Annotated in this window: 13 protein-coding genes and 1 pseudogene; all 14 read left to right on the forward strand. The window is 36.2% G+C overall.

Going from position 1 to position 11,682, the window contains the following annotated elements; genetic code table 11:
* Positions 1 to 391: pseudogene (locus tag DRF58_RS16785) on the forward strand (hypothetical protein); the annotation flags it as partial.
* Positions 392 to 401: 10 nt separating this feature from the next.
* A complete protein-coding gene (locus DRF58_RS16790; RefSeq protein WP_116037041.1) occupies positions 402 to 725 on the forward strand; it encodes a bacteriophage spanin2 family protein in 324 nt (107 codons plus the stop codon).
* A 38-nt stretch (positions 726 to 763) separates the two neighbouring features.
* Positions 764 to 1,126 carry a hypothetical protein gene (locus tag DRF58_RS16795; RefSeq protein ID WP_116037043.1) on the forward strand — a complete coding sequence of 121 codons (363 nt, stop codon included), beginning with the start codon at positions 764 to 766 and terminating at the stop codon, positions 1,124 to 1,126.
* Positions 1,123 to 2,619 carry a relaxase/mobilization nuclease domain-containing protein gene (locus tag DRF58_RS16800; protein ID WP_034975946.1) on the forward strand — a complete coding sequence of 499 codons (1,497 nt, stop codon included), beginning with the start codon at positions 1,123 to 1,125 and terminating at the stop codon, positions 2,617 to 2,619. Before DRF58_RS16795 ends, DRF58_RS16800 begins: the two co-directional genes overlap by 4 nt.
* A 48-nt stretch (positions 2,620 to 2,667) precedes the next feature.
* Positions 2,668 to 3,336: a ParA family protein gene (locus DRF58_RS16805; RefSeq protein ID WP_040995592.1), complete on the forward strand. Its 669-nt coding sequence runs from the start codon at positions 2,668 to 2,670 to the stop codon at positions 3,334 to 3,336.
* Between the two features lie 61 nt (positions 3,337 to 3,397).
* Positions 3,398 to 3,991, forward strand: coding sequence for a hypothetical protein (locus DRF58_RS16810; RefSeq protein WP_116037044.1), 594 nt, complete (start codon positions 3,398 to 3,400; stop codon positions 3,989 to 3,991).
* A gap of 135 nt (positions 3,992 to 4,126) precedes the next feature.
* Entirely contained in the window at positions 4,127 to 4,447 is a 321-nt protein-coding gene (locus DRF58_RS16815; RefSeq protein WP_371462110.1) for a DUF4134 domain-containing protein, read from the forward strand.
* Between the two features lies 1 nt (position 4,448).
* Positions 4,449 to 4,763 (forward strand): DUF4133 domain-containing protein, encoded by a 315-nt coding sequence (locus DRF58_RS16820; RefSeq protein WP_040995597.1) that lies wholly within the window; start codon positions 4,449 to 4,451, stop codon positions 4,761 to 4,763.
* Positions 4,735 to 7,809: a TraG family conjugative transposon ATPase gene (locus tag DRF58_RS16825; protein WP_116037046.1), complete on the forward strand. Its 3,075-nt coding sequence runs from the start codon at positions 4,735 to 4,737 to the stop codon at positions 7,807 to 7,809. Before DRF58_RS16820 ends, DRF58_RS16825 begins: the two co-directional genes overlap by 29 nt.
* A complete protein-coding gene (locus DRF58_RS16830; protein ID WP_245955553.1) occupies positions 7,796 to 8,521 on the forward strand; it encodes a hypothetical protein in 726 nt (241 codons plus the stop codon). The genes DRF58_RS16825 and DRF58_RS16830 overlap by 14 nt, the downstream gene beginning before the upstream one ends.
* A 71-nt stretch (positions 8,522 to 8,592) precedes the next feature.
* On the forward strand, positions 8,593 to 9,255 hold the full coding sequence (locus DRF58_RS16835) for a hypothetical protein (protein ID WP_245955554.1): 663 nt from the start codon (positions 8,593 to 8,595) through the stop codon (positions 9,253 to 9,255).
* Position 9,256: 1 nt separating this feature from the next.
* Positions 9,257 to 9,922: a hypothetical protein gene (locus DRF58_RS16840; protein ID WP_072410593.1), complete on the forward strand. Its 666-nt coding sequence runs from the start codon at positions 9,257 to 9,259 to the stop codon at positions 9,920 to 9,922.
* A gap of 6 nt (positions 9,923 to 9,928) precedes the next feature.
* Entirely contained in the window at positions 9,929 to 10,759 is an 831-nt protein-coding gene (locus DRF58_RS16845) for a hypothetical protein (protein WP_028123315.1), read from the forward strand.
* A 2-nt stretch (positions 10,760 to 10,761) separates the two neighbouring features.
* Positions 10,762 to 11,682, forward strand: a 921-nt coding sequence (locus tag DRF58_RS16850) for a type IV secretion system protein (protein WP_116037049.1), incomplete at its 3' end; no start/stop codon positions are given.

Here is an 11,682-nt window from a genome sequence, read left to right on the forward strand (position 1 = left end):
AACAGGGTCTAACAATATTTTCATTGGCATTGGCGCTGGTAGCCCGGCCACAGGAAACAGAAGCGTAAGTAATAAACTAGCTATACATTCAACCCCCGTTACAACAAGTTCAACCAGCTTTTGGGATAGTATCACGAACAATTATACGGATTACAAATTTGCTTTGATTTCGGGGGATTTTTCTGAAAGGTGGTTAAATATCAATGGCAAGCTCAGCGTTACACCTTCCCAAATGCCCAATGCAGACGGAGATTCATCCTATACAAAAAAAGTGGTTGCTAAAGCTGATGGATCATTTGGCTTCGCAACAGAAACGGTTCCTAACCCTCCGCCTACCGGAACATATATTCTGAAAAGTTTGAACGGCGTAACAAGTTGGGAAACGCCATAATCATAAAACTATGAAAAACTTTTTCAAATTTTTATCCCTAATAATTATCGTTTCGCTAACATCTTGTAGAGCTATTGTTTCGAATCCAGGCAAACCGTTGAAAGATAATTCTTTAGAAATAAATCAGAAATATGAAGTTCAGGATTTCACTGCAAAAATCCACAAAATAAAAATCACATCAATTGATAATAAAAATATTTACGGCATTTCCAAAAAAGGAGAGACTATCTCAATCGATAAAAAACAAATCCGGGAAGTGAAAAAAGTAAAGGTCGTGAGTTCTATTGTTGTAGGCATTATGGCAATTGCAGCGGTCATCCTTGTTCCAATATAGAGAACAACATTTAGAAAATCAAATTTAAATTTTGAAAAATGAATACTGATGAAGCAAAAGATGAAGTTATTTTTTTCAGAATTAAGAGTGAAAAGAAGAAAGATTGGAAAAAAATCTGTTCCAATAAACAAATTTCCCTGACTAGTCTAATCATCAATTCCGTAGAGAATAGAATGATGGATGACGAGAGACGAAAAGTATTGGCGTTCATTGAAAAACAGGATAACATCTTCGGAAAAATTGAAAATAATATCAATCAGGTAGCAAAAATAGCAAATGGTCAAAAATTTATCAGCGAAAATAAACTCAGAAATTTTTCGGATAAGTTATCAGAGATCATAATTCTGAAAAAAGAACAGAACGAAATCTTTACAAAAATCTATGCAAAGCTATCAAGATGATTGTTAAGATCATGGATCCGGCAGGTCCGAGTTTTCCAGGAGTTCATTATAACGATAAGAAAATTGATAAAGGCATTGGAGAATTAATGCTGATGAAAAATTTTCCTTCATTCATTAACGAATCAAGCAGCAAGCAAGAAGTAAGAAACTATTTAAGAGCTATTTCAATCGGGAATAAAAAAGTGTTGAAGCCTCAATTTCACGCGATGATCTCTACAAAATTTCAAGGGCATTCGAAAGAAGAGCTTACTAAGATAACGGAGAATTTTATGGATGAAATGAAATATGGCGAACAGCCTTTCATTGTGGTTTTTCATAAGGATACAGATAATAATCACGTACACATTGTTTCAACCCGGGTTGATAAACAGACAGGGAAAAAGATCAATGACAGTTATGAAAGGCTTAAAGCCCAAAAAGCATTAAGCGTTACAATGGAAAAATTATATGGTCAGAAACCGGAAGAAGAACTGGAAAAGCTGCTGAACTACAAAATAAGTTCGCTTGATCAGTTGGAAACTCTACTCAGCAGAAATGGTTACAAGATAGGCAAAAACACAAGTGATGAAAATTCTTTTAACATTTTAAAAAACGGAGTAAACCAAAAATCTATTAGAGGGGATCAGATTGTTTTTGATAACAGCAAAAATGAAAAAAGGGCTAAGCAGATGAAAGCCATATTAAGCAAATACAAAGAATTGTATTCCAATAAGGTTTTTAAAGTGGTGGATAATAGAAAAAATGAAGCAGTGCTTCCAAAAGAGAAGACTACTGACGGAGGAAATGATTCAAAAATGAAGATTGCCTTTGAAAGCGAGCTCCAAAAAAAGCTGAAAGATGTTTTCGGGATCGATATGGTTTTTCATCATAAAGAAGATAAAAATCCTTTCGGCTACACCGTGATCGACCATAAAACAGGAGAAGTATACAAAGGAAGTGATATTATGAAAATGAATGAAGTATTTGAATTTACTTCTGACAAGGTGGATAAGAAGACTTTTGAAATACTGAAGGATTATAATATTCGCAGCCAGGAAACAAAAAAGATCCTGCTTGAATTTTTTAAGAAGAATAATCCGGAAGCAGAAATCAAGGACTTTATGCTTTTTGAAAACCGAGGGAAGAAAGATTTGGAAACCTACCGAAAAGTCCAGTTTGAAGTAAAGGACTTTATTAGAAATAACAAAAACACAAATGATGAAAAAAAAGATATTTCTATAACAAAAGGCGAAGATGGAAAGCTGTATGCTGTTCATACCAGATTTCATTACGTGGGTGAACTTCAACCATTAATCGGAGAAAAGGAATATCAAAAATTTCTGAATCCCATAAGCGTCAATGAAGTGCAGACAGAAAACCGGACTGAAAATAATGAAAAAACAGAATTAAACAAAGCCGTCAACGAAATGCTTTTTGAGTTGATGAAAAGTTCGGGAACTGCAAAAGACCCTGCCGAAAATGAACTCAAAAAAAGACGAAAAAAGAGACGATAAAGTTGATGGAAAAATCATCTTCAGTCCAATAAAAATCAACTAAAACCTATGATCATCACATTTGCTACCCAAAAAGGAGGAACCGGAAAAACGACATTAGCCATCGCTTTTGCCAATTACATTACCGCACTTTCAGAAAGAAAACTCAATGTTTTCGATTTTGATTATCAGAAATCATTCTATCACAAATGGAAAGAAGATGAGCTATTGGACATTCCAAAATTGTACGATGTAGAAATTATTGGCGAGGAAGAAGAGCAGCCTTTTTCAGACTTTGAAACTCTCATTAATTTAAAAGAAAGCGATGAGATCAATCTCTTTGATTTGGCCGGAACGCTCGATGCAAAATACAGTGATTTGCTCATATACAGTGATTTTATCGTAACACCTTTTGAGTATTCCGATGTTTCTGTAAAATCGACTTTGGTCTTCATCAATATGCTGGGACTACTGGAAAGTGAGGCCGAAAGAATATTTATCCGTTCCAAATATGATAAAGGCTACAAGTATCTGAATCAGGAAGCAATGGACATTGAGCTCGCAAAATATGGAATGCTGCTGCCAAGCCCGGTATTTAAAAGAAACTGCCTACAAACTATTAATACCAGAAGCCTTATAGGCAAGCAAAAATATGCAGTAGAACATACATTCGATGAACTTATAAAATATATCAATGAAACCTCAAAAATCAAAATACAAGTGATTAAAAAGAGGTAAAAAATCAAAGATTCAATACCAACAAACGACAACGATTGACTGACAACTAAATCAATAAAAAATGATAAAAATTTCACTTACTATTCTGGCTGTTTACGTGTTGTATTATGCAGGTAACATTGTATACGATCTGTTTCTGAAGAAAGAAAAAGAAACCTACAAAGAAGAGACTGAGGAATTTTCTTTATCCGAAATTTCCGAACAGTACGAAGATCTTACTGCAACTATAGGGATTGAAGATGTAGAAAATCTCAACACTCCCAAATCCTTTAATAAAAATCTAATCCATTCTGATTACACTGAAGGAAATGAAGAAAGACAAGATCTGGAATATTTGAGGGGACTATTTGAATCTGAACAAGATCTGGATGAACCGGACAATGCACCCAAAAAGGATTTTACCGAAATTGAAAACCAACCTGATCCTGAAAATGCTGAATCAAGCGAAGCGTATTTTGACCAAAAGGAAAAAATATCAACAGAAAAGGAAAATCAGAAACCTAACGAAGTGATTAGCGAAAACCCAATCACGGTTTGTGCAGACCAGGAAACTTCCAGAATAAAAGATTGGAAGGCGATGCTTAATCTTTCTGAAACCTTGGTTCAAATGGTTGCGAACTACGACGGATACAAAGTTTATCAATCCATTATGTAGTTAGCCAACTTAAACAAAATCTAACGTACTGATTATTAGACTTAACAGCGGATTCCCATCCGTTGTCCGGGACTCCTATTCCCAAAATTTAACACTCAATTGATTATTAACCCTTTATAAATTTTTTGAATTATGATGAAAAATTTTTTCACAAAAAACGTGACAACAAAAAAAGTTCTAACCCTAGCCTTGGCAATTATGGCGATAACTCCCGCATTTGCCCAAGGTGGAGCAACGGCAATCTCGAATGCAGCAAGTGATATCACTGATTATTGGGATCCGGTCAAGCTGATCTTGAAAGCAGTAGGAGGATTGGTCGGTTTTATCGGAGGTCTCCGAGTGTATAATAAATGGACGAATGGTGACCAGGACGTAAACAAAGAGATCCTTGGTTATGGAGGAGCAATGATCTTCCTGATTGTCGTTCCGGAATTTGTAACAGCATTCTTTGCATAGGATGGGATTCTACCTTTATAAGGGGCTGAAAAAGCCCCTTGTATTCTTCGGACTCAAAGGGAAATACATCTTTTACGCAGTCGGTGTTATCGGTGGCGGGGTCATTTCAGCATTGGTACTCTCAAAGTTCGGTCTCTTAGGCTCTTTACTTGGTCTTGCAGTCACCGCAGGCGGAGTTTATCTCATCTTCAGAAGACAGGATAAATATGGTTTGTATGACAAAACCAGAAACTTCGATCACATCTTAATTTTTCCAAAAAGGTTAGGCAGTAATAAACTTTTAAAGAATGGCAACAACAAAAAAACAGGCATTTAGCATTCCTTTTATAGGTTATGATTATGGAAAGGATTTCAATTGGGATTTTGATGTTCTTTTCGGACAATACGGAAACCCTATTATCGGGATCAAGATAAAAAACATCGTAGAACAGTACTCGGCGGACCCGGATAGCTATCTCAACTTTCACACGGTTTTAAATCAGGTGGTATCGATCATTGGAGAGGGGAGAATCGTTCAGAAGCTCGATATTTTTTCCAAAAAAAAATACACCGCTGAACAATCCAACCAATTTCTACAACAAAAATATTCGGAACATTTTGACGGCAGACTTTTCAAAACCATCGAAACGGTGCTTTTGTTTACAGATATCATCGATGATAAACTGAAAAAGAAAAGAAAGCAATACAATTTCTCCGATAAAAGCTATAAAGAACTTCGGGACAAATGCCAAAAAGTATTGATGCTTTTGAAGCAGAATGACTGCGAACCTCAGTTTTTATTTGAGAAAGATTTTGAATACTACATTTCGGGAGTTCTGTCGATGCAGTTTACCGAATCTCCAACATTCGATAATATAAAAAGCACCAACGAATTTTTGCAGATCGGAAACAGATTCGTAAAAAATATTTCTTACGTGGATGTAGAAAACATTGATTTGCCCTCAGAAATTGAACCTTATTCTGTTCTCGGCGGTAACGGTGCAGCTGCTGAAACAGCAGTTGATAATTTTAGTTTTATCAATGAACTGGAAGATTATGAGACCATTGTATACAATCAGATTATTACTATTCCAATTCAGGCGCAACAGCAAAGGGAGCTTGATAAAAAGAAGAAAAAGCACGAAGGAGCAGCTAACAATTCTCCTTCCAATGCGATTATAGCAGATGAAATTCAGACTCTGCTTCATAATATTGCTGTTGATGGGCAATTGGTGGTCAATGCTCATTTTTCAATATTGTTTTCAGCCCAGACACTGGAAAAAATGGAAAACATTCAGTCGATGATTGAAAATAAGCTTTTCACAAAAGGAATCATTGTTTCTAAAAATGCCTACAACCAGTTAGAACTTTGGCGGTCGGCAATTCCGGGCAATGGAACAGAACTTAGGGAATATGATCTTTTTATGACGACAAGCGAAGCGGCCTTGTGTTTTTTTTTTAAAGAAAGTTACCCCGTCAATGAAGAATCCAATTTCTATTTAAGATTTACCGATAGACAAGGCGTTCCGCTAAAAGTAGATCCTTCGGATTTACCGATGAAAACAGGAAGAATTAATAACAGAAATAAGTTCGTTCTCGGACCTAGTGGTTCAGGCAAAAGTTTTTTAATGAACAATATTATCGAGCAGTACTTGACCTACAATTATGATGTAGTGATTGTTGATACAGGAGATTCCTATTCAGGAACTTGTAAATATAAAGGAGGAAGATACATTCAATATACCGAAGAAAAGCCCATTACAATGAATCCTTTTCTGATGGATAAAAAAGAATTTAATATCGAAAAAATCGAATTTTTAACCAACTTGATTTTCTTGATTTGGCAAGGTCCCGATGCTGCAATGTCATCCGCTCAAAAATCCATTTTAGATAATGTGTTGATGTCGTATTACCATCAGTATTTCAACTCAGGAACACAGTGGTATGAAAATAAAACTTCTGAAGAACTCATTCTCTATCTAGGTAAATACAACATTCACGAAGATGATCTTTTTTCTGAATATGAGAATGAAGCCAAAGGACAGCATACTTACTATGACATTTTGGGAATTACTTTCGATGCCAGTTCCGATGAAATAAAAGAAGCGGGAAGAAAATTGTTAAAATTCTATCATCCCGATAAGAACATCAATAATCCTGAATATGAAAGTGAAAATTTCTATAAAGTCTATGAAGCGTATGACACGCTGAACGATGAAGAAAGAAGGAAAATATACAATGAGACACAGTTAATTTTAATCAAGTCGAATGACATCATCAGGCAACCCAGATCAGCTGAAGAATGGAATGAATCCTTTAGAAAAGCCATTATCAGAAAAATAAAAGAACTGGAAGAAAAGCTGGTTGTAACAGAACTTTCGTTCAATGGGTTTTATGATTATTGTGATCAATTTCTTCCTATTTACCTGAATAATAAAAAACATAATATTATAGAGAAAGAGTTTAATCTGCGCACCTTTTTATTTGTACTGAAAGATTTTTACAAAGGCGGAAGGTACGGAACAACGCTCAATGAAAGTGCAGATAATACGCTGTTCGATGAATCTTTCATCGTTTTTGAAATTGATAATGTAAAAGATAATCCCAAGCTCTTTCCGATAGTAACGCTCATTATTATGGACACTTTCATTCAGAAAATGAGACTCAGAAAAGACCGCAGAAAAGCCTTAATAATCGAAGAAGCATGGAAGGCCATTGCTAGTAAATTGATGGGTGGATACATTCTTTATTTATATAAAACGGTGAGGAAATTTTGGGGAGAAGCGGTGGTGGTAACGCAGGAACTGGATGACATTATTGGAAATGCAGTGGTTAAAGATTCCATCATCAATAATTCGGATACATTTATTTTGCTTGACCAGACGAAGTTCAAAGACAACTTTGATAAAATCGCTTCATTGCTATCGCTCAATAAAGTAGAGCAAAACAAGATTTTTACCATCAACAATCTCAACAACAAATTCGGGAGAAGCCGATTCAAAGAATTTTACTTAAAAAGAGGTTCAAAAGGAGAGGTCTATGGAAATGAAGTTTCGCTTGAACAATATCTCACCTACACTACAGAAAAACCGGAAAAATCGGCAGTTGAATATTATGTGCACCAATACGGAGACTATGATGAAGCATTGCGCAGAATAGTTGGTGATTTAAAAACCTTCGGAGACAGTCTGGAAAACTTAGTGTCACTCGTGAATTTATACCAAAATCCTTTAGATCAAAAAATCAATTCCTTTTATAGAATGATGAAAAAAGAGAACAAAGGAAAGAATGTTTTTAAAATCATTTCACAGCAACTGGAAGACCGTAATATCAGTTTTTCAGAATTAATCAGTAAACAAAATTACGCTTATGAAAACGTTTAAACCTATAAATTTCCCAAGAGGATTTCGTCACGTTTCATCTCTGGCGAACCATATTATATTGAAGGTTTTTCTACTAATTTTCTCCCTCTGGGGGACAATGGGATTCGCCCAAAACACCTACATCGACCCTACGGTAACAGCGGCAATGATTCTTTATTCTGAAAATCTAAAAGCCAAGCAGAACGAAGTCATTGAGGAAACTTCAAAATTAAAGGACGCACAGACCTGGGTGGGAACACAGATGGTAGCGGCTAATGACATTCAGAATAAAATTCTGAAAGGCTTGAAAGAAGTTTCAGGAACATTACAAAACGGAATTCAGGCACAGGAGATCTACTCAGATCTCAATAAATGTTATAGTTATTCCTCACAAGTGGTACAACTAGCATCAGAACATCCTGAGTATGCCATTTTTGGGGTGAAAGCTTCACAAAAGACCTATGAGCAAAGTCTAAAGATCGTGACAGATGTATCTGATATTCTCGCATCCGGAGAGCTGAATCTTGCAACAGCAGGAGACCGCTACAAAATTCTTCATAATATTTCCGGTAATGTGAAAAATCTGAAGCTTTGGCTTTTAGCAATCAAACTGCGATTAGAAAAAGCAAACCGATTGGGATTCTGGAATTCTATTAATCCATTTGCCGGATATATCAATACAGACAAAGCTATTGTTGAAAATATAATGAACCGGTATAAACGGAATTTTTAAATTTTTCTATGATGAAATCGAAAAATGAGATTCGCCGACCTTACGGTGGCAAAAATAAAATTGTTGTCAGTTTGCTTATTCCTCTAGTTTATTTGGTATTGAGATCCTCCGGTGGTGGGTCTACCCCTGCATGGCAACAGGAAAATGTTTCATTTCCGATGATGGATATAGAAATCAATGCCACGATGAAAGAACACGACAGGCAAAAAGAAATGCGACAAAAACAAATTGCGAATGCCACCGTAGAAACGGCCAACAGAAACCAATGGAACAATTTTAAAGAAAAAATCACCAAAGTTCAGGACAGATTGCGAATTGTTTCATTTGCCATTCAAGCGATACCCACCGGAATAGCAATGAGCAGGGAAATAACCAAAATAACAAACAATCAGACTGCTATTATCAATGAAATAAACGATGCTCCCTATTCCATTATCGCTGTTTTGCCTTCTCAGGTTCAGTTTGTTGATGATCTGCAAATGGTAACACGGCTGGTAACCGGGATCATTTTGTCTTACGGAGCCATCAACCAAATGGAAAAATCAGAACGTAAAGTATTATTAGACTATGCTTTGGGTGAAGTAAAGGCGATAAGCAGAAATTCTACCCATATGCTTTTAAAGATAAGGGATATTAAAGCCAAGGTAAAACGTAACAAAAGAGCCTTTCAATATTATGTCAACAGGGATAAGCAAGTAGTTGAAAGCATCATGGATAACATTAAATCTTTCTAAAATGAAAAAAATATTTTTTTCCGGAGTTTTTTTCTTCTCTGTTGCATCTGTAAAAAGCCAGCAAATAGTGATTAACGACAAACTTCTGTCACAGATCACCGTAAACCACGGTGTTCGATTAGGAAGCGAACAGGCTTTTCTGGATTCCTATGAAAAGCAAAAAGAATTGTATGATGATATCAACAATAAAATCACGCAGATCATTGCGATTCAGGAATACATCTATCAACAACTGAAAAATGTGAATTCAGCCTTGACCCAGAGCAAAAAACTCATTTATCTCTATCAATATTTGGGTAAAATAGTAACGAACTCCAATAAAATGCTGGATCTATCAGCACAGCATCCTGAATATTCGGTACTCATTTCAAAATATTATGTTGAAATCGGGAAGCAGACGACGAAACTTCAGCAGGAAGTTACGCAGGACATTCTAAATGAGGAAAAAGATTTTCTAATGGACGCAATGGATAGGGAAATGCTGATTGAAAAGATTTTTACAAGGGTCAGAAATATCAACGGAAATATTCTGTACATCAATTTACGATTAGAGAATGCCAAGAAAATCCCTTATCTGTATCAGGTTCCGGTGCTTCGTAATTACATCAATATAGACAAAGCCATTGTTGGCGACATCATCACCAAATACCATTACCTCTTTAATTAAAAAATTATGGAAAATCTACTAAAAAAAATCAGCCTATTTCAGTTCATCTTGATTACAGGCAGTGTGTTTGGACAAGTCAGCGTCAAGAGATTAAATGATCCTTCCATTGTTGCCCAGCATAAAAGAATGGTCTTTCAAGATTGGGGAGATTGGAGACCATATCCAAAATACTTTTTAGGAATCCAAACCAATTTTGCCTACGCAACGGTGTGGGGAATTTGGGCTCCAAAAATCAACAGGGATTATAAGGATGGGGAAGACATTCGTCCATTAAAACCGACAGGAGTTCAAAATCAAAGGTTTGCCCAGCTAAAGTTTCAAGAGGAAGAAGCAAAAAAGATAAAAGCAGCTTCAGATACCATTCATAAAAGGAGCGTTCAGGATTTTGCCCATTGGACGTCCGCTACTGTCGATGCCGATCCTCTTTGGCTATTGTATTACAAACGAATGCTAAAACCTATTACTGAATTTCCCGATACACCTCAAAATTTTATCGAGTGGCGACTGAAAGACCTGCAAACGTTTGAAACACTCAGCTCAACAGGAGCATTAAAAAGACTTCAGGAAGAACTGGATCTCATCAAAGAAAAATATTCAATGTCCAGAAGTATGGATATGCCAAGGGGAAAAAGGTTCATTATGTACCACGAAACCCTTATCAAATGGCGAAAATTTGTTCAGGAATTAAGGAAGCACAACAACAAGACAACACTTCTTACAGATTACAAGAATATTCTGAAAAACCATTCAAATTTTGCTTTGCCACCTGCGTGGACACCTTCATCAGACGGGCAGATTGTTCAAAATATAATGAACCACTACAAACACCGATATTAAAAATGAATAAAACGATAACATTAACTTTTTGCCTATTAGCAATTCTTTTACCTGTAATGGGTTTCGCCCAGACAGACGGCGATTACAGTAATCTACTCCAATTTTTAAAAGGAGATGGCGCTTTTGAAAAATGGTTTATGGAGGTTTTTACCAAATTAGACAATAGTGTACAAGATAGCGCCGCCGGATCTGCTTTGGTAGGAAAAGCAATAGGCGGCTTAGGCGCTCTCATGTACCTTGGATATATGGGTTGGCAAATGGCGGCCGGAGATAGAGAATGGGAAATCACTCCAATGCTGAAACCAATTCTGATCGGATTTACGCTTGTTTATTGGAGTGGATTTGTCAGTATGATTCAAGCGCCATTTGAGGCCATTGCCGAACCCGGAATCTCAATTTTCAGCGATATAGAATCGGAAGTCAATGATTTACGGGTCGAGAGATTTAAAAAGCAGCAACAATTATTGGATGCTGTTATAAAACTGAAAGCGGAAGAAGATGCGAAGCAGGAAGTCATTGAGAATACCACTGAAGATGCTGATGATTCGTGGTTTGATATCAGTGAGGGATTGGATAAATTGATTCAGCCTATCAAAGAATGGTCAATACGAATGGAATTCCAAATGCAAAAATTAGTCGCAGAACTCATTGAATTTTGTTGTCTTTCCATTCTTCGGATTTGTGTATATCTCATTTTCTTCATTCAAAAAATATGGTCTTACATTTTAATTATTTTGGGGCCGATAGCTGTTGGAATGGCTCTTATTCCCGGATTTGAAAATTCATTATACAGTTGGGTATCAAAATTCATCAACATTAATCTTTACACTTTTGTTGCCTATACGATCATCAACATCGGTCAGCAATTGATCGCTTCCGGTTATACAATGGAGATCGAAAGGTATGATACCTTATTATCCAAT

Origin of the sequence: Epilithonimonas hispanica, from assembly GCF_003385395.1 — a bacterium.
Classification (GTDB): domain Bacteria; phylum Bacteroidota; class Bacteroidia; order Flavobacteriales; family Weeksellaceae; genus Epilithonimonas; species Epilithonimonas hispanica.

Coding starts and splice junctions, on each gene's coding strand:
- DRF58_RS16820 (WP_040995597.1), top strand. CDS start 4,449: ATGGGATTCTACCTTTATAAGGGGCTGAAAAAGCCCCTTGTATTCTTC.
- DRF58_RS16825 (WP_116037046.1), top strand. CDS start 4,735: ATGGCAACAACAAAAAAACAGGCATTTAGCATTCCTTTTATAGGTTAT.
- DRF58_RS16810 (WP_116037044.1), top strand. CDS start 3,398: ATGATAAAAATTTCACTTACTATTCTGGCTGTTTACGTGTTGTATTAT.
- DRF58_RS16840 (WP_072410593.1), top strand. CDS start 9,257: ATGAAAAAAATATTTTTTTCCGGAGTTTTTTTCTTCTCTGTTGCATCT.
- DRF58_RS16790 (WP_116037041.1), top strand. CDS start 402: ATGAAAAACTTTTTCAAATTTTTATCCCTAATAATTATCGTTTCGCTA.
- DRF58_RS16805 (WP_040995592.1), top strand. CDS start 2,668: ATGATCATCACATTTGCTACCCAAAAAGGAGGAACCGGAAAAACGACA.
- DRF58_RS16830 (WP_245955553.1), top strand. CDS start 7,796: ATGAAAACGTTTAAACCTATAAATTTCCCAAGAGGATTTCGTCACGTT.
- DRF58_RS16800 (WP_034975946.1), top strand. CDS start 1,123: ATGATTGTTAAGATCATGGATCCGGCAGGTCCGAGTTTTCCAGGAGTT.
- DRF58_RS16845 (WP_028123315.1), top strand. CDS start 9,929: ATGGAAAATCTACTAAAAAAAATCAGCCTATTTCAGTTCATCTTGATT.
- DRF58_RS16795 (WP_116037043.1), top strand. CDS start 764: ATGAATACTGATGAAGCAAAAGATGAAGTTATTTTTTTCAGAATTAAG.
- DRF58_RS16815 (WP_371462110.1), top strand. CDS start 4,127: ATGAAAAATTTTTTCACAAAAAACGTGACAACAAAAAAAGTTCTAACC.